The 18,132-nt window shown below is 73.5% G+C and carries 16 protein-coding genes, 1 tRNA gene and 1 other RNA gene; 8 read left to right on the top strand and 10 right to left on the bottom strand.

Annotated features, from left to right (window positions below):
* Positions 1–21: 21 nt before the first annotated feature.
* A complete protein-coding gene (locus SNE206_RS09445; protein WP_407912918.1) occupies positions 22–1,857 on the top strand; it encodes a S9 family peptidase in 1,836 nt (611 codons plus the stop codon).
* A complete protein-coding gene (locus SNE206_RS09440) occupies positions 1,854–2,288 on the top strand; it encodes a hypothetical protein (RefSeq protein WP_407912917.1) in 435 nt (144 codons plus the stop codon). Before SNE206_RS09445 ends, SNE206_RS09440 begins: the two co-directional genes overlap by 4 nt.
* Before the next feature lie 55 nt (positions 2,289–2,343).
* Here the strand turns inward: SNE206_RS09440 and SNE206_RS09435 are convergent, their stop codons facing one another.
* The 9 genes from SNE206_RS09435 to ffs form a co-directional block, all read right to left on the bottom strand.
* Entirely contained in the window at positions 2,344–3,135 is a 792-nt protein-coding gene (locus SNE206_RS09435) for an SURF1 family protein (RefSeq protein ID WP_407912916.1), read from the bottom strand.
* A gap of 207 nt (positions 3,136–3,342) precedes the next feature.
* Positions 3,343–4,350 carry a hypothetical protein gene (locus SNE206_RS09430; RefSeq protein ID WP_407912915.1) on the bottom strand — a complete coding sequence of 336 codons (1,008 nt, stop codon included), beginning with the start codon at positions 4,348–4,350 and terminating at the stop codon, positions 3,343–3,345.
* Positions 4,343–4,870 (bottom strand): SigE family RNA polymerase sigma factor, encoded by a 528-nt coding sequence (locus SNE206_RS09425; RefSeq protein WP_405012552.1) that lies wholly within the window; start codon positions 4,868–4,870, stop codon positions 4,343–4,345. The genes SNE206_RS09430 and SNE206_RS09425 overlap by 8 nt, the downstream gene beginning before the upstream one ends.
* A gap of 276 nt (positions 4,871–5,146) precedes the next feature.
* On the bottom strand, positions 5,147–6,427 hold the full coding sequence (locus SNE206_RS09420) for an aspartate kinase (RefSeq protein ID WP_405012551.1): 1,281 nt from the start codon (positions 6,425–6,427) through the stop codon (positions 5,147–5,149).
* Positions 6,428–6,664: 237 nt separating this feature from the next.
* On the bottom strand, positions 6,665–7,306 hold the full coding sequence (locus tag SNE206_RS09415) for a DUF5063 domain-containing protein (RefSeq protein WP_407912914.1): 642 nt from the start codon (positions 7,304–7,306) through the stop codon (positions 6,665–6,667).
* A complete protein-coding gene (recR, locus tag SNE206_RS09410) occupies positions 7,299–7,898 on the bottom strand; it encodes a recombination mediator RecR (RefSeq protein WP_407912913.1) in 600 nt (199 codons plus the stop codon). The genes SNE206_RS09415 and recR overlap by 8 nt, the downstream gene beginning before the upstream one ends.
* Before the next feature lie 174 nt (positions 7,899–8,072).
* A complete protein-coding gene (locus tag SNE206_RS09405; RefSeq protein ID WP_407912957.1) occupies positions 8,073–8,435 on the bottom strand; it encodes a YbaB/EbfC family nucleoid-associated protein in 363 nt (120 codons plus the stop codon).
* Positions 8,436–8,479: 44 nt separating this feature from the next.
* Positions 8,480–10,657, bottom strand: a complete 2,178-nt coding sequence (locus SNE206_RS09400; protein WP_407912912.1) for a DNA polymerase III subunit gamma and tau — start codon at positions 10,655–10,657, stop codon at positions 8,480–8,482.
* A gap of 81 nt (positions 10,658–10,738) precedes the next feature.
* Positions 10,739–10,829, bottom strand: an RNA gene (gene ffs / locus SNE206_RS09395) — signal recognition particle sRNA small type.
* A 132-nt stretch (positions 10,830–10,961) separates the two neighbouring features.
* Between ffs and SNE206_RS09390 the strand changes: the two genes are divergently transcribed.
* The 5 genes from SNE206_RS09390 (at position 10,962) to SNE206_RS09370 (ending at position 16,183) form a co-directional block, all read left to right on the top strand.
* Positions 10,962–11,046: transfer RNA gene (locus tag SNE206_RS09390), tRNA-Ser, on the top strand.
* Positions 11,047–11,193: 147 nt separating this feature from the next.
* Positions 11,194–11,580, top strand: coding sequence for a type II toxin-antitoxin system RelE/ParE family toxin (locus SNE206_RS09385; RefSeq protein WP_407912911.1), 387 nt, complete (start codon positions 11,194–11,196; stop codon positions 11,578–11,580).
* Positions 11,577–11,909 (top strand): helix-turn-helix domain-containing protein, encoded by a 333-nt coding sequence (locus SNE206_RS09380; protein ID WP_407912910.1) that lies wholly within the window; start codon positions 11,577–11,579, stop codon positions 11,907–11,909. The genes SNE206_RS09385 and SNE206_RS09380 overlap by 4 nt, the downstream gene beginning before the upstream one ends.
* Positions 11,910–12,463: 554 nt before the next feature.
* Positions 12,464–14,737 (top strand): helicase C-terminal domain-containing protein, encoded by a 2,274-nt coding sequence (locus tag SNE206_RS09375; protein ID WP_407912909.1) that lies wholly within the window; start codon positions 12,464–12,466, stop codon positions 14,735–14,737.
* Between the two features lie 315 nt (positions 14,738–15,052).
* Entirely contained in the window at positions 15,053–16,183 is a 1,131-nt protein-coding gene (locus SNE206_RS09370; RefSeq protein WP_407912908.1) for a metallophosphoesterase, read from the top strand.
* 137 nt (positions 16,184–16,320) lie between these two features.
* Here SNE206_RS09370 and SNE206_RS09365 read toward each other — a convergent pair whose 3' ends face one another.
* The gene (locus SNE206_RS09365; protein ID WP_407912907.1) at positions 16,321–16,908 is read right to left on the bottom strand and encodes a DinB family protein; all 588 of its coding nucleotides are present in this window, start codon (positions 16,906–16,908) and stop codon (positions 16,321–16,323) included.
* Positions 16,909–17,004: 96 nt separating this feature from the next.
* On the opposite strand from SNE206_RS09365, the gene SNE206_RS09360 reads away from it, so the two are divergent.
* A complete protein-coding gene (locus SNE206_RS09360) occupies positions 17,005–17,976 on the top strand; it encodes a helix-turn-helix transcriptional regulator (protein ID WP_407912906.1) in 972 nt (323 codons plus the stop codon).
* The last annotated feature ends 156 nt before the right edge of the window (positions 17,977–18,132 follow it).

The following is an 18,132-nucleotide window of genomic DNA, read 5'->3' as shown; positions in this document are numbered from 1 at the left end:
GGCATCGGGTTGGATGGGGGGATGAGCGAGGAGAAGAACGCCGTACCGGCATGGGAGCAGCGGTTCCGGGCGGCACGCGTGTCGCTGCCCGACTGGGCGGAGGACGCCCCGGAGCGGGCGCTGTACGTGTCCAACGGCACCGGCACGTACGAGGTGTACGCCTGGGACCGGACGACCGGTGCGCACCGCCGGGTCACCGACCGCCCGAACGGCACGACGGACGCCGAGCTCAGCCCGGACGGCACGTGGGTCTGGTGGTTCGACGACACGGACGGCGACGAGTTCGGGGTGTGGCGGCGCCAGCCGTTCGCGGGCGGCCCGGACGAGGAGGCGGTGCCGGGCGTGCCCGCCGCCTACTCGGCCGGTCTGGCGCTCGGCCGGGACGGCACCGTGGTGGTGGGCACCTCCACCGACGACGAGGGCACCACGCTGCACCTGCGCCGCCCCGGCGCGGAGGCGGTGGAGGTGGTCTACCACCACGCCGAGTACGGCGGCATCGGCGACCTCTCCTACGACAGTGCGCTGCTGGCGGTCGACCACACCGAGCACGGCGACGCCATGCACTCGGCGATCCGGGTGCTGCGGCTCGCGGACGGCTCCGCGGTCGCCGAGCTCGACGAGGTGACCGGACGCGACGAGCCGCGCGGGGTGGCCTGCCTGGGCTTCGCCCCGGCCGACGGCGACACCCGGCTGCTGGTCGCGCACCAGCGCACCGGCCGCTGGGAGCCGATGCTGTGGGACGTCGTCACGGGCGCCGAGACCGAGCTGGTGCTCCGCGACGAGCAGGGCCGGGAGTTCCCCGGCGACCTGTCCGCGCAGTGGCGGCCCGGCGCGCGGTCGCTGCTCGTCGAGCACGAGTACGAGGCCCGCAGCGAACTGTTCTCGTACGAGCTGGCCACCGGTGTGCTGACCCGGCTGGACACGCCGCGCGGCACGGTCGCGGGGGCGACCGCGCGGCCCGACGGCACGGTGGAGTTCCTGTGGTCGTCGGCGGCGGAGCCGTCGGCCGTCCGGTCCACGGCGGGCACCGTGGTGCTGCGGGCACCCGGCCCGGTGCCGCCCGGGTCGGTGCCGGTCGAGGACGTCTGGGTGGACGGGCCCGGCGGCCGGGTGCACGCCCTGGTGCAGCGGCCGGCCGGTGAGGGGCCGTTCCCGACGGTCTTCGAGGTGCACGGCGGCCCGACCCACCACGACAGCGACTCCTTCGCGGCCGGTCCGGCCGCCTGGCTCGACCACGGCTTCGCCGTCGTCCGGGTCAACTACCGCGGCTCCACCGGCTACGGCCAGGCCTGGACGGACGCGCTGCGCGAGCGGGTCGGCCTGATCGAGCTGGAGGACGTCGGCGCGGTCCGCGCCTGGGCGGTGGACTCCGGCCTGGCCGACCCCGCGCAACTGGTGCTCTCCGGCGGCTCCTGGGGCGGCTACCTCACACTGCTGGGCCTGGGCGTGCAGCCGGACGACTGGACGCTCGGCCTGGCCGCCGTGCCGGTCGCCGACTACCTCACCGCGTACGCGGACGAGATGGAGGCGCTGAAGTCGCTCGACCGCACGCTCTTCGGCGGTACCCCCGAGGAGGTGCCGGACCGCTGGCGGGCGTCCTCCCCGCTGACGTACGTCGAGCAGGTGAAGGCACCGGTCTACATCAGCGCCGGGGTGAACGACCCGCGCTGCCCGATCCGGCAGATCGAGAACTATGTCGCCCGGCTGGACGGGCTCGGTAAGGTGCACGAGGTCTACCGCTACGACGCCGGGCACGGCTCGCTCGTGGTGGAGGAACGGATCAGGCAGCTGAGGCTGGAGATCGACTTCGCGCAGCGGCACCTGGGCCGTCCGGCGCACGGGGGGAACGACGGATGAGAAGACGCAGCGCCCTGGCCGCGGTGGCGGTGCTGGCCGTCCTGCTCACCGCGACGGCCTGCTCCGCCGGGAGCGACGACCCCTGTGACGACGTGGCCGGGCGTCCGGCCGTGACGCTGCCGGACGTGGCACTGTCGGACGGTGCGGACGGCGCGCTGCGGGACGTGGCGGACGGCGCGCTGCCGGACGGTGCTCCCGCAGGTCTTTCGATCCGCCCGGGCGCGCTGCTGCCCGGCGGGTCGGTCCTCGGCGAGGCCGGGGCGCAGCTGATGGCGAAGAGCCGCAGCGGCTCGAAGTCCGGCCGCAGCTCGAAGAAGTCGAAGAGCAGTCGCACCGTGGTGCACCACCACAGCGACAGCGACAGCACCGGCGGGGACGGTCAGGGCTGCGGGTCGTACACGCCGAGCCCGTCGCCGACCCGGATTCCCTGACCGGATGCCCTGACCGGAAAGGCTCCTCCGAAGCCGGCCCGGCGGGGTCGGGGGCTCAGACCGCCGGGTCCAGCCCGAGGGCCCGGTCCTGGGCGGCCTCCGCCTCCCGGCGGGCCAGCCGGAACCACATGAACACCACGAAGCCGGCGAAGACGAACCACTCCAGCGTGTACCCGAGGTTCTGGAACGCCCGGAGCGTGAGCCCGTCGCCGCCCGTCGGTTCGACGGTCGGCACCGCGGTCAGCGGGGCCGGGGCGGGGTCGGCGGCGATCCAGCCGTCGTACACCGGGTAGGGCAGCACGTTGACGAGGGCGGCCGGGCTGATGGTGCCGAGCTGGCCCGCGGGCAGCCCGCCGGCGATGGCGCCGCCGCTGCCGCTGTTCTCCGACGCCTGCAGCCGTCCGACGACGGTGACCCGGCCGGTCGGTGCCGCCGGGACGGACTGTGCCGCGGCACCGGGCGGACCGGCGGCCCAGCCGCGGACGACGGCCGCGGCGCGGCCCTCCGCGGTGCGCAGCGGCGTGAGCACGTAGTAGCCCTCGCGGCCGTCGACGGTGCGTCCGGGGACGAGCAGTTCGTGGGCGCCGTCGTAGCTGCCGGTCACGGTGACGGGGCGGCCGAGGGTGTCGGTGCCGACCTGCGGGCGGTCCGCGGTGAGCACCGTGGTGAGCGGGGCGGGGGCGGCCGCCGCGGCGGCGCTGCCGGCGCGGACCGTGTCACGGTGGCTGTCGACGCGGTCCTCGAACCGGCCGAGCTGCCAGGTGCCGAGGACCAGGCACACCGCGATCGCGGCCAGGGCGACGACGCCGGCGATGATCCAGCGCGGGGTGAGGAGGAACCGGTACACCCCACCACGGTAACGACCTCCTACGCCGTCCCCGGCCGCAGGGTCGCGGTGGATCCGCCGGGAGGCCGCGATGGGTCCGCGGGGAGGCAGGCAGCGGCAGCCTGCCGGCCCCGTCCCGCCGGCAGGTCGGGCGGTCGAGGCGGGACAGGGCGGAACGGGACAGGACGGGACAGGACAGGACGGGACGGGACGGGACGGGGCGCCGGGTCAGCCCGTGACCGGCGCGGTGGGCGCGGGATCGGCCGGGGCCGGCTCCGGGGCCGTGCGGTACACCGTGCCGCCGCAGCTGCCGGTGACGACCGTGTCGGCCGCCTCCGGGGCGCCGCCGTCGGGGGTGTGCGCGACGGTGACGCTCGGCCCGGCGACCGGCGGGGTGGCGGTGGGGCTGGGGCCGTCGGTGGGGCTCTCGGGGGCAGCGGCCTCGGTGGGGCCCGCGGCCGGGTCGGCCGTGGTGGCGGTCCGTGCCTCGGCGGCGGCGCTCGGGCAGGTGCCCTCCGGCACCCATCCGAACCGCACGCGGTAGCCCGTGCCGGGGGCGAGCACCAGCGGGCCGGAGGCGGGGACGGGCGGGGGCAGGGCTGCGGCCGCGTCCCCGGCGATGTGGTCGGCGACCCTGACCCGGGACTGGTCCGCGCCGCCGGCCGCGACGGCGGTGACCGTACCGGGCCCGGTGATGCCGCAGCTGTGCGCCGAGACGTTGCGGACGGTGAACCAGCCGTACACGTTGCCCGCGCTGTCGGGGGCGTCGGTGCGGGCCTCGGCCTGGCCGAGGTCGGCCCGTGCGCAGGCGGGGACGCTCGCCGTGGCGGCGGCGGAGGCGGACGTGCCGGTGCTCGGCGGGGCGGAGCCGCTCGGGGTGGCGGCGGGCCCGCCGCCGGGGACGGCGGGGACGGGCAGGGTGTGCGGGCCGCCCCGGCCGCTCGGGCTGGGCCGCGGGCCGGCGGAGGGGTCGCGGGCCTCCGTGCTGCCCGCGGCGGGGCCGTCGGAGAGGGCGAGGGGGCGGGCCGCGTGGAGCACGGGGACGGCCGCGACGGAGAGCAGGGTGACGGCGACGGCACCGGCCCAGGCGTGGCGGCGGCGGGCCCGGCGGCGCGGGACGGCGGAACGGATCCGGCCGAGGGCCGAGGGGTCGGGCTCCAGGGTGACGACGGCCTCGTGGAAGCGGGCCCGGAGGGCGAGCTCGGTGCGCTCGGCCCCTGTCAGGCCGTCAGTCATGGCTGCTCTCCATCAGCACGCGGAGTGCGGCGAGTCCGCGGGAGCCGTAGGCCTTCACCGAACCGATCGAGACGCCCAGCACCTCGGCGACCTGCGCCTCCGTCAGGTCCGCGTAGTAGCGCAGCACGAGCACCTCCCGCTGACGGCGTTGCAGCCCCTTCAGCGCGCTCCTCAGCTGATCGCGCTCCAGCGCATCGTAGGCCCCTTCTTCTGCACTGGCCATGTCAGGCATGGGTTTGGGGAGGAGCCGCAGGCCGAGGATCCGCCGGCGCAGGGTGGACCGCGACAGGTTGACGACGGTCTGCCGCAGGTAGGCGAGGGTCTTCTCCGGCTCGCGGACCCGGCGCCGCGCCGCGTGGACGCGGATGAACGCCTCCTGCACGACGTCCTCGCAGGAGGAGAGGTCGTCGAGGAGCAGGGCGGCAAGGCGAAGCAGCGACCTGTAGTGGGCCTGGTAGGTCTCGGTGAGCCGGTCGACGCTGGCTCCCGATGCGTCCGCCGCCGCCGCGGAGAAGCTCATCCGACTATCTGCCGGCCGGCGCACCGGCAACGACACCCTCGGCACCGCCTCGATCACGTTCGACACGCCTGTTGGACACACGATCCCCCGTCATGGTTGCCCGGACGGCGAGACATTCTTCCGTACGGACCGGACGCGCTCCAGCGGACGGCGGGTGATTCTGACGGATTGTCTCGGCAGGATCGGGAGAAACGGTGTCCGTTCCCCGCAATGCGCACAGGTGGGCCGGGCCGGACCGCCGTGCAGCGGTTCGGCCCGGCCCACCCGGTGCCGGTGTCAGCGGCCGGTGCCGCCGTAGACGACGGCCTCGTCGGTGTCCGTGTCGAGGCCGAAGGCGGTGTGCACGGCGCGCACGGCCTCCGGGATGTCCTCGGAGCGGGTGACGACCGAGATGCGGATCTCGGAGGTCGAGATCAGCTCGATGTTGACCCCCGCCTCGGAGAGCGCCTCGAAGAACGTCGCGGTGACGCCGGGGTTGGAGCGCATGCCGGCGCCGACGAGCGAGAGCTTGCCGATGGCGTCGTCGTAGCGCAGCGACTCGTAGCCGATGCCGTCCTTGACCCGGCCGAGGGCGTCGATGGCCTTCTGGCCGTCCGCCTTCGGCAGGGTGAAGGAGATGTCGGTGAGGCCGGTCGACGCGGTGGAGACGTTCTGCACCACCATGTCGATGTTGACCTCGGCGTCCGCGATGGCGCGGAAGATGCGGGCCGCCTCGCCCGGCTTGTCCGGCACGCCGACGACCGTGATCTTGGCCTCGGACGTGTCGTGGGCGACTCCGGAGATGATGGCCTGCTCCATCTCGCCCCCTTCGGGCTTGTTGGGGTTGACGCCGCTCACGATAGTCCCCGGCAGACCGGAGAACGACGAGCGGACGTGGATCGGGATGTTGTAGCGGCGCGCGTACTCGACACAGCGGTCGAGGAGCACCTTGGAGCCGGACGACGCCAGCTCCAGCATGTCCTCGAAGGCGATCCAGTCGATCTTGCGGGCCTTCTTCACCACGCGCGGGTCGGCGGTGAAGACGCCGTCCACGTCGGTGTAGATCTCGCAGACCTCGGCGCCGAGCGCCGCCGCCAGGGCGACGGCCGTGGTGTCGGAGCCGCCGCGGCCCAGGGTGGTGATGTCCTTGCTGACCTGCGACACGCCCTGGAAGCCGGCCACGATCGCGATGTTGCCCTCGTCGAGGGCGTTGCGGATGCGACCGGGCGTGACGTCGATGATGCGCGCCCGGTTGTGGGTGGAGTCGGTGATGACTCCGGCCTGGCTGCCCGTGAAGGACTGGGCGTCGAAGCCCAGCGTTCGGATCGCCATGGCCAGCAGGGCCATGGAGATGCGCTCTCCTGCGGTCAGCAGCATGTCGAACTCACGGCCGGACGGAATAGGGGTCACCTGTTCCGCGAGTTCGATGAGCTCGTCCGTCGTGTCTCCCATCGCGGACACCACGACGACGACCTCATGGCCGGCCTTCCTGGTGTCGACGATCCGTCGGGCGACGCGCTTGATGCCCTCGGCATCCGCAACGGATGAGCCGCCGTACTTCTGCACGACAAGGCCCACGTGCGCTCCTCGACTTGTGTCGTTTCGGGGGTGGTGGCCCCCTTGTGCGGTCACGGTCAGTCTATCGAGCACGGCCGCGCCGTCCGGCCTTCTCCATATGATGAGACGACCGTATCGCCTGGTGAACAGCCGGAACGGGCAGGTCTACGGGCGGACCGGCGGTGGCCAGAAGAAAATCCGGGACCGGGGTCGGCCCGGTCCCGGATTTCACGTTGTGCAGATCTGGTGAATCCTTCGTCACAGCCCCAGCTCGGCGGCCATCAGGTCGCCCGCCTGCTGCTCCAGCTGCTCGTCGGTCAGACCGTCGTCGTCGGTGTCCGCACCGTCCACCGCCGCCCCGATCGGGCTGTCCAGCCGCACGTGCGCGATCAGCGACTGCAGCGCACGCAGCACCGCCGTGCACGTCGAACCCCAGTTGGACAGGTACGAGAACTGCCACCACCACAGCGCCTCGCTGATCCGGCCCTCGCGGTAGTGCACCAGCCCGTGCCGCAGCTCGGCCACCACACCCGCCAGATCGTCCGAGATCCGGAAGGCGCTCGGCTTCTCCGGCGGCCCGTACGGGTCGAAGACCTCGTGGTACACGTCGATCGGCGCCAGCAGCTCGGCCAGGCGCTCCCGCAGCTCGACACCGTCCGGCTCCGGACCGGTGTCCGGCTCGAAGCGGTCCTCCGGCAGCACGTCGTCGACGGCCCCCAGCCGGCCGCCGGCCAGCAGCAGCTGCGAGACCTCCAGCAGCAGCAGCGAGATCGCACTGCCCGGCTCGTCGCCCTTCGCCACCTCGGTCACGGCGAGCACGAAGCTCTCCACCGAGTCGGCGATCTGCACTGCGAAGTCGTCGGGCTCGCTGGTACGGGTGGTGTCACTGTGGTCAGACATCGAGCAGTCGTCTCCCTTCGAAGGCCCGGCCGAGGGTGACCTCGTCGGCGTACTCCAGATCCCCGCCGACGGGCAGACCGCTCGCCAGCCGGGTCACCTTCAGGCCCATCGGCTTGCAGAGCCGGGCCAGATAGGTCGCGGTCGCCTCCCCCTCCAGATTGGGGTCGGTGGCCAGGATCAGCTCGGTGACCGTGCCGTCGGCGAGCCGCACCATGAGCTCGCGGACCCGCAGGTCGTCCGGACCGACGCCCTCGATCGGGCTGATCGCGCCGCCCAGCACGTGGTACCGGCCACGGAACTCCCGCGTCCGCTCGACCGCCACGACGTCCTTCGGCTCCTCGACCACGCAGATCACCGCGAGGTCGCGCCGCGGATCCAGGCAGACCCGGCACTGCTCGGCCTCCGCGACGTTGCCGCAGACCACGCAGAACCGCACCCGCTCCTTCACCTGCATCAACGTGTGCGCCAGCCGCCGGACGTCCACCGGGTCGGCCTGCAGGACGTGGAAGGCGATCCGCTGCGCGCTCTTGGGCCCGACGCCGGGCAGCCTGCCCAGTTCGTCGATCAGGTCCTGAACCACGCCCTCGTACACGTCACGCCTTCCTTCGGCCGGGCCGCGGCCCGGTGCCCAGTGCCCCGGGCCGACGCCCGGGGCCATCATCCAACGAATCGGGCGCCGGACACACCGTCCGGCGCCCGACTCACCCATAAATCACACAGCTCCGGCCCGGACGGCTACGCTGCGTCCCGCCGCCGGTCGGCAGCGTCAGAACGGAAGCCCCGGGATGCCGCCGCCGAGGCCCTGCGTCAGCGGGCCCATCCGCTCGGCCTGCATCTTCTGCGCCGCCGCGTTGGCGTCACGCACCGCGGCCAGCACCAGGTCGGCCAGCGTCTCGGTGTCCTCGGGGTCGACCGCGGCGGGCGCGATCGCCAGCGCGACCAGCTCGCCGGCGCCGGTCACCGTCGCCTCGACCAGGCCGCCGCCGGCCGAACCCGACACCTTCGTCTCGGCCAGCTCCTTCTGAGCCTTGCCGAGCTCCTCCTGCATCTTCTGCGCCTGCTTCAGCAGCTGCTGCATGTTGGGCTGGCCACCAGGGAACACGGCTCTACTCCTGCCTGTGCACGACATCGTCGCCACCGAGCCTACGCGGCGGCACCGGCCGCCACACCGGGTCAGCCGTTGTGGTGAACCTCCTCCAGCACCGTCGCCCCCAGCTCGCGGATGATCAGCTCCTGACCGGAGAACGCCTCCTCCGTGAGGTCGGGATCGTCGTCCTCCGGCACGTCGTCCTCCGGAGCCACCGGCGGCGGCTGCGGGGGCTGGTACGGCGCGGCAACGGGCGCCGGAGCGGCCTGCACGGGCTGCGCCGCGGAACCCGGCCCCGCCGGACGCTGCGGCTGTGCCGGCGCGGGCTGCTGCACCGGCGGGGCGGCCGGCGCCTGGTACGCGGGAGCCGCGGCGGGAGCCGGACGGGGAGCCTGCGGAGCACCCCAGCCACCGCCCGACGGCGCGGGCGCGGCCGGAGCCGCCGCCGAACCGCCGGACGGGTCGACGATGCACTCGACCCGCCAGTCGACCCCGAGGGCGTCCGCGAGCGCCTGCCGCAGCACCTCCTCGCTGTTGCTGCCGACGAAACTGTCGCGGGCGCCCGCATTGATGAACGACACCTGCAGCACGCTGCCGTCGAACCCGGCGACCTGGCCGTTCTGGCTGAGCAGGATCCAGGTGAAGCGCCGGCGGTTCTTCACCGCCTCCAGGATCTGCGGCCACATCTGCCGGACCTGCCCGGCGCCCTGCTGGGCCGCCGCGGACGGCTGCGCGCCGCCCGGCGTCGGCGACGCCACCGGGGCAGGCGCAACGGCCGCGGCCACCGGAGCGGGGGCCGCGGGCTGGGCGGGAGCGGGGACCGGTGCGGCGGCGGACGCCTCGGCGCCGCCCGGGGCGGGGAAGCTGCGCGGGATCGGCCACGCACCAGGGGCCGCGGCGGGCGCCGGAGCGGGCGCCGGGGTAGAGGCCGGAGCGGGGACCGCTGCGGGCTGGGCGGCGGGGGCTGCCGCGGGGGCCGGATAGGTCGGGTGGGCCGGGGCCGCGAAGCCGGAGGCGGCCGCTGCCGCCGGGGCCTGGGCGACCGGGGCCGGTGCCATGGCAGGGGCCCCCGGGACGCCCGGCCCGGCCGCGGCGAAACCGCCGGCCGACGCACGCCGCTCCAGCTTGTCGAGCCGCGCCTGCAGCGAGAGTTCGTCGCTGTACGCGCCGGGCAGCATCACCCGGGCACAGATCAGTTCCAGCTGGAGCCGCGGCGCGGCGTTCCCGCGCATCGCCGTCAGGCCGGTGTTCACGAGGTCGGCGGCCCGGCTCAGCTCGGCCGCACCGAAGCCGTCCGCCTGCGCCTGCATGATCGCGACCCGGTCGGCCGGGGCGTCGAGCAGGCCCTTCTCCCCCGCGTCCGGCACGGTGGCCAGGATCACCAGGTCACGCAGCCGCTCCAGCAGGTCCGCCACGAAACGCCGAGGATCGTGGCCGCCCTCCACGACGCGGTCGATCACCTGGAAGACCGTGGCGCCGTCCTGCGCCGCGAACGCGTCGACCACCTCGTCCAGCAGCGCCGAGTCGGTGTACCCGAGCAGCGCGGTCGCCATCGGGTAGGTCACGCCGCCCTCGTCCGCGCCGGCCAGCAGCTGGTCCATCACCGACATCGAGTCACGCACCGAACCGGCACCCGCCCGCACCACCAGCGGGAACACCGAATCCTCGACCTGGATGCCCTCGCGGCCGCAGACCTCGGTGAGGTAGTCGCGCAGCGTCCCCGGCGGCACCAGACGGAACGGGTAGTGGTGGGTGCGGGAGCGGATCGTCCCGATCACCTTCTCCGGCTCCGTCGTGGCGAAGATGAACTTCAGGTGCTCCGGCGGCTCCTCCACCACCTTCAGCAGCGCGTTGAAGCCGGCCGAGGTCACCATGTGCGCCTCGTCCAGGATGAAGATCTTGTACCGGCTGTGCACCGGCGCGAAGAACGCGCGCTCCCGCAGCTCACGGGCGTCGTCCACGCCACCGTGCGAGGCGGCGTCGATCTCGATCACGTCGATCGAACCCGGGCCGCCCGTCGCCAGGTCGCGGCACGACTGGCACTCGCCGCACGGCGTCGGCGTGGGGCCCTCCGCGCAGTTCAGACAGCGCGCCAGGATGCGGGCACTCGTCGTCTTGCCGCAGCCGCGCGGCCCGCTGAAGAGGTAGGCGTGATTGACCCGGTTGTTACGCAGGGCCTGCTGGAGCGGGGCGGTCACGTGCTCCTGCCCGATGACCTCCGCGAAGGTCTCGGGGCGATAGCGGCGGTACAGGGCTAGGGACACGCCACCGAGGTTATCGGCACCGGCCGACAAACGCGGCGCCCCGCCCACCCGACCCGGCCGTCGCGCCGGGCCCGGGAACGCAAGGACCCCTCGTGCACCCACCAGAGCCCTCCTACCCTTGCTGCCTTCCGGCCCTGGGGGAGTTCAGAGAGATAGCGCCGCACGAGGGGCTGCCCCAAGAGTAGCGGATCCCGGACCCGCAGCCAGCCACCCACCCCGCTCTCCGATCCGCAGGCAGCCACCTGCGGACACCTCCGGGACAGTGGTTCGCGAGCACCCCTCGACATGTACTAAGCTCTCCCACGGAGGATTCGCCTAGAGGCCTAGGGCGCACGCTTGGAAAGCGTGTTGGGGGCAACCCCTCACGAGTTCGAATCTCGTATCCTCCGCCGGCAGAAGGCCCGGACCGTTTCGACGGTCCGGGCCTTCGTCGTCTTCGCGCCCTGATGCCAGCACTTCCCCCTCCGGGCCGACCTGCTCGCGACGCCCCCGCCGGACACTTGCCCATACACTCGACTATCTATACAGTCGATTGTATGGATGCTGGGTGGGAGATCGAGATCGAACCGGAAGTCCGGCACTGGCTGGACAACCTGTCCGATCGTGACTACCTCCAGGCGGAGCACGCCGCCGAGCGGCTGCTCGACGCCCCCACCACCCTCTCCGAGCCGTATGCCCGCCACCTTGGCGACGGCCTGCGCGAGCTGCGATTCATGCTCGGCCACGACAGTCAGGCAATTCGCCTGACCTACTGGCTCGCACCAGGCCGGAGAATCGTCCTCCTGACCGTCTTCCGCAAGACCAAAATGCGCGAGGACGCCGAGGTGGATCGCGCCAAACAGGCCAGGAAGACTTGCGAGAACGAACGGCACACCGCACACGACGAGTTCAGCCGCACCATGACGAGGGGAGAAGCCCGATGAACCACACTCGCTGGAAGCTCACCCGCGAGCGCGCGATCACCGAAGGCCAGAATGAACCGCCTGAGGTCGAAGCCATGCGCACGGAGATCCGAATGGCCTTCGACCTCGGACAGGCAGTCCACGACCGCCGGACAGCGCTGGGCATCTCCCAGACGGAACTCGCCAAGCGCGCCAACATGACCCAGCCCCAGATCTCGAAACTCGAGCTCGGCGGCACCGTCCCCACGCTGCCACTGCTGGCCCGCCTCGCCAAGGCGCTGGACGCGTCGCTGAACATCGCCCTGGACGGCGACACCTCCACCGTCGCCTTCACGCCGCACGCGGTCTGAGCCCGTCCTGGTATCAGTTCCGGTCTCATCCATCGGGGTTCGGGACTGTCCGACCCCAGCGCGAAAACCACTCCACCACAGGTCAGAGCGGGCGTGAACCTCGACGGACAGCGTTCGGGAGAATGGGAAAGCGTGTCGGGGGCAACCCCTCACGAGTTCGAATCTCGTATCCTCCGCCGACAGAAGGCCCGGACCGCATCACGCGGTCCGGGCCTTCGTCGTTTCCGGTCGCGGTTCCGTTCGACGCGTCCGGCCAGGTTCGATCGCCGCTCGGCCGACCGGTCCGCAGCAGGTTGGAACGATCTCCGTCTTTCCCGCCTCTGTTGGTACGTCATCCTGGTGCTCCGGGCCGGTCTTCGACAGGGCGCGGCCGTCCTCCTACGTGGTGAGGTGTCCCCATCGGCAAGAAGAGCGGATCGGCGCCGGCCTCATGGCTGCGCGGTCTCGATGCGGCCGGGTTGGAGCGGGTCCTGGCGGCGCGTCCGGACGCCGCGTCGGCTCCGGAGCCGCGGTCGGTCGGTGAACTGGCGGACCGTCTTCAGCGCCCGGCGTCAGTGGCGCTGGTCCTGCCCCGGCTCGCGCTGCCGTGCCTGCAGGTGGCGGAGGCCCTCGCCGCACTGCCGGCCGCGTCACGGGACGATCTGTCAGGCTTCCTGGACGCGACGCACGGTGAACGCGCCCACGAACTGGCCGCCGTCCTGGAGACGCTGGCGGATCACGCCCTGGTGTGGCCGGACGGCAACGGCCTGCTGCGCACGGCTGCGCCGCTGCGGGACGTATGGGGCTCGCCCCTGGGGCTCGACGCACCGCTCGTGCGACTGCTCGCGGGCTCGACCTCCGACGAGCTGGGCCGCATGCTGGCGAAAATCGACGTCGCACCTGTCGCCGGCAGAAAAGAGGCCCGGCTGGCGGCGCTGGTCGGCCATCACAGCGATCCGGCCCGGGTCGCCACGCTGGTGGCCAAGGCGCCCGCGGCCACCCGGAAACTCCTTGAGCGGCGGGCACGTGAGGCTCCGGAACGGCCGGGCTTCATCATGTTCGGGGCTTCGCAGACGGACTCCGAGCCCGGCGAACGATGGGCGGTGGAACGGGGGCTGCTGATCCGGGACCGGCACCGGTACGGGCCGGCCCGGATGTCCGCGGAGGTGGCACTCGCGCTGCGCGGCTCCGACTGGCACGCCCCGTTCACACCCGTCCCGCCCGGCGTGCGGTCGGTGCCCGCCACCGTCCCGGACGTCGAACGGGAGGCCGCGGCCGCCTCGATGGCGTTCGCCGCCCACGCCGTGTCCGTCCTCGGGGTGTGCGCCGCCGCTCCCCCGGCCCGGCTCAAGGCCGGCGGGGTCGGCGCCCGCGAGCTCTCCCGGATCGGCAGAGCGGCACAGTGCGACGAGATCCTGGTACGCCTCGTGCTGGAGGCGGCAAGCGCGGCCGGGCTGCTGGCCCGGGACGGCGACCGGGTCGCGGCGACAGCGACCTACGACACCTGGGCCGGGCAGGAACCGGCCGACCAGCTCGCCGTGCTGCTCCGAACGTGGTGGGCACTTCCGCTGACCCCTGGCGGGAGCCGCGACGAGGACGGGAAGGCCCTGCCGGCACTCGCCGGGGCACCACCCTGCGGAGACTGCGTACAGGCCCGGCACGGGCTGCTCGCCGCCGCATCGCAACTGCCGGCCGACGAAGGCGTGGCGAACTCGGCGGACTTGGGGGCGCTGCTCGCATGGCTCCGCCCGCTTGTCGACGAACTCCCCCAGGACGCCACGCCGTTCGCCACCCTGATCCGGGAGGCGGAACTGCTCGGCGCACTCGCCCGCGGGGCCGTGTCCCCGATCGGGGCCGCCCTGCTCTCCGACGACGCCGAAGCTCTGACCGACGTCTGCCGGCGGCTGCTGCCCGCCGCCAGCGGGACCGCCCGCTTCGGCAGCGACCTCACGGCCGTGGTCGCCGGTACGCCGTCGGCGCACCTCCTCGCGCTGCTGGACTCCGTCGCGGACCGGGAGACCGCCGGTGCGGCGTCCGTGTGGCGGTTCAGCCCGGGGAGCGTCCGCCGCGCCATCGACGCGGGCCTCACCCCCGACGACCTCACGGCCGACCTGGCCGCCGTCGCCGTCGAGTCGCTTCCCCAGCCGCTCTCGTACCTGATCCACGACACCGCGCGCAGCCACGGCCGGGTACGCGTCGTCTCCGCCGCCTGTGTGATCCACGGCCAGGAGCCCGCTCTCCTGGCGGAACTGGCCGCCCACCGCAGACTCGTCCCGCTCGGCCTGCGACAGCTGGCACCGACGGTGCTGATCAGCCGGGCCCCGGCGGACAAGACCCTCACGGCGCTGCGCGCCGCGGGTTACGCCCCGGTCGCCGAGAAGCCCGACGGATCCGTCCGGATCGAACGGGCCCGGCGCCACCGTGCGGCGAGCCCCGTCCCGTCCCCGCGCCTGCCCGGCGGCAGGTCCCGCAAGCAGCGGACGGAGGCCCCCACCGCGGACGCGGGGACGGCCGTCGACCTGCACGCCCTCGCCGCCCGGCTCCTGAACGCCCCGCAGGACCTCGCGGAGCCCGACCCGCACGACGGCCGCCCCTACGCCAGCGACACCGAGGAGATCATCGCCGGGTACGCGCGCAACCTCACCTTCACCGATGTCCGCCAACTGACCCACGCCGTCGACAAGGGCCAGCCGATCACGATCGAGTACGTCGCCACCTCGGGCAGCACGACCGTCCGCACCCTCAGCCGGCTCGAACTCGACGCCCCCTACCTCCACGCCTGGTGCCACCTGCGGGACGACGAGCGCATGTTCACCATCTCCCGTATCCACGGCGTGATGCCCGCGTAGCCCGGGACGGCGACAGCACCGTCGTCGGGCCTCCGGACGGTCCGGACCGGACGGCTCCGGACCCGGTCCGGTCCGGACCCGGACGGCTCCGACGGTCACCGCGTGCCGGATGATGGGGACAGCGAAGACGAGGGGCGCGCAGTGACAGACAGTGAATCGATCGGGTCGGGGCCGGAGACCGCCGTGCACACCGCTGGGCCCGAGGCCGGGGCGGTACCTCCACCGGGCGCCGAGGTACCGGGCGCCGAGGTACCGGGCGCCGAGGCCCCGGGCAGGAGGACAGGGCGTCGGCGGTCCACGGGCCGGCGGCTGGCCGTGGCCGTCCTCGTCCTCGTGGTCCTGTGCCTCCCGCCGTGGTGGACGCTGTTCGGCTCCGGCGCCGACTGGCCGCTCCCGGTCGTCCTGGCCGGCACGGCGGTCCTCGCCGCCTGGGCGGCCTCCTTCCCCTTCCTGATGGCCGCGGGCCACGGGTCACGACGGAACGACCGGGCCGCGCGCGTCGCGGACACCACCCTCGGGATGATCTGGGTGCTCTTCACCTGGTCGGTGCTGGGCGGCCTGGTGGACCTCGTGCTGACCGGGCTCGACGTCGGCGGCGCCGGCCGGGCCAGGACCGTCGCCGTGTCCGTCGCCGTGGTCTCCGCCGGGCTGCTGGCCTGGGGGCACCACGAGGCCATGCGCGTGCCCCGGGTGAAGCGGCTGGACGTCCACGTCCCGCGACTCGGCGGCGGCCTGGACGGAACCCGTGTCGTCGTGCTGGCCGACACCCACTACGGGCCGATCGACCGGGCGGACTGGTCGGCGCGGGTTGCCGAGGCGGTCAACGCGCTCGACGCGGACGTCGTGGTCCACGCCGGCGACATCGCCGACGGCACCCCCGGCCAGCGCCGGGAGCAGTCCGCGCCGCTCGGAACGATCCGGTCGCGGCTGGCCAAGGTCTACGTCACGGGGAACCACGAGTACTCCGGGGAGGCCCAGGGCTGGCTGGACCGCATGGCGGAACTGGGCTGGGAGCCGCTGCACAACCGCCATGTCGTGGTGGAGCGCGACGGCGACGCCCTCGTGCTCGCGGGCGTGGACGACGTGACCGCGGAGTCCTCCGGCCTGGCCGGACACCGCGCGAACCTGCACGGCGCACTGGCGGGGGCGGACCCGGCCCGCCCGGTCCTGCTGGTCGCCCACCAGCCCAAGTACGTGCCGCAGGCCGCGGCCGCCGGCATCGACCTGCAGATCTCCGGGCACACCCACGGCGGCCAGATCTGGCCGTTCAACTTCCTCGTCCGGATCGACCAGCCGGTGGTGCACGGTCTGAGCCGGCACGGGGAGCGGACCCAGCTCTACACCAGCCGGGGCACCGGCTTCTGGGGGCCGCCCTTCCGGGTCTTCGCACCGAGCGAGATCACGCTGCTCACACTGCGGTCGGGCGGCATCCCGGCAACCGCGTAGCGCGCCGGACCGCACCACCACGGACCGCACCGCACCACCACGGACCGCACGGACTCCGGGGTGAGCGCCGGACGAAGGCCCGGACCGCACGGCGGTCCGGGCCTTCGCCGTACGCGGCACGCCGGGGGCGGCCGCACTCACCCCATGCTCTTGGCGCCGTCCAGGGACTCGCGGATGATGTCTGCGTGGCCGGCGTGCTGGGCGGTCTCGGCGACGATGTGCATCAGGACGCGGCGGGCCGACCACTCCGCACCGGACTCGAACCACGGGGCCTTCGGCAGCGGCTGGGTGGCGCCGAGGTCGGGCAGGGCGGCGACCAGGTCGTCGGTCCGGCGGGCGGCCTCCTCGTAGTCGGCCAGGACACCGGCGAGCGTCTCCCCGGGCAGCAGCCGGAACTCGTCGGCGCGACGGGCGAAGTCCGCCTCGGTCATGGCGGCGAAGTCGGGCATCGCCGACGGGCCGTCCAGGATGAAGGCGGCCCAGGCCCGCTCCACCGAGGCGACGTGCTTGACGAGGCCGCCCAGACAGAGCGCGCTGGCGGTGGTCCGCAGCGCGGCCTGCTCGTCGGTGAGGTCGCGGGTGGTGAAGCGCAGGAAGTGGCGCTGCTTGGCCAGGGCCACCAGCAGGTCGGCGCGCTCGCCGGTCGCCGTCCGCGTGTCGGTGGCCTGGGTGTCGGTGGCCTGCGCGCCGGTGGTCGACTCGCTGACGGTCAGGGTCTCGCTCATGGTCTCCGCCTTCGTCGTTCTTGCTCCGTCGGACAAGGTCCACGCTATGAGGCACAGCGGTCACTTTCCGGCCTGAATCCCGGGATGATCGGAGCCATGGCGAACACCAGCAACCGCACGCTGCGACTGCTCTCCCTGCTCCAGACACACCGGCACTGGCCGGGCGACGAGCTGGCCGACCGGCTGGACGTCTCGGTCCGTACCCTGCGCCGCGACATCGACCGGCTCCGTGAGCTGGGCTACCCGGTCGAGGCGCAGCGCGGTGTCGCCGGCGGTTACCAGCTCGCCGCGGGTGCGGTGCTGCCGCCGCTGGTGATCGACGACGAGGAGGCGGTGGCGCTCGCGGTCGGCCTGCAGGCCGCCGCGGAGGGCCCGGTGGAGGGCATCGCGGAGGCTTCGGTCCGGGTGCTGGCCAAGGTGGTGCAGGTGATGCCGCCGCGGTTGCGGCGCCGGGTCGACGCGCTGCGGGCGATGACCGTGCGCACCGACTGGGGCGGGTCGGCCCCCTCGGGCGTCGATCCGGACGAGTTGACGGTGGTGGCACTGGCCTGCCGGGATGCCGAGCAGCTCCGCTTCTCCTACACCGCCGCCGACGGGCGCCGCGCGGATCGGCACGTCGAACCGCACCGGCTGGTCTGCCTCGGCCGCCGCTGGTACCTGGTCGCGTACGACCTCGGACGGCACGACTGGCGCACGTTCCGGCTCGACCGTCTCGCCGTGCCGCAGGGTGCCGGCACGCGTTTCAGACCGCGTGACCTGCCCGCTGCCGATGCCGCCGCCTTCGTGCGGGCCGGGCTCACGACCATGCCCCGCCCGTACCGGGTGGAGGCCGTGGTGGACGCTCCGGCCGCGGCCGTGCGTGAGCGGATCGGCCGGTGGAGCACGGTCGAGGAGGTCGACGCGGGGCGCTGCCGGGTCCGGATGACCGCCGACTCCCTGGACTGGCCGATGATGGCGCTCGGCTCGGTCCGTGCGGACTTCCACGTCGTCGGGCCGCCCGAGCTGCTCGACCGGATCGGCGAGTGGGGCGACCGGTTCCTCCGGGCGGCCCGGGAGGCGCGGGTGTAGCCGGGGCCTCACCGCGGCCGGCGGGGCCGTACGGTCGAAGCCGCCCCACCCCGGGGCGCGTGTCCGGGATCACAGGGCGGTTCGCCGGGTGGACGAAATGCCACGGCGGCCCGAACGGTTGGCACCCGTACATTCAATGCACGTGCACATACCGTC

Source organism: Kitasatospora sp. NE20-6, assembly GCF_045862635.1.
This window is presented reverse-complemented; position numbering and strand designations above follow the sequence as displayed.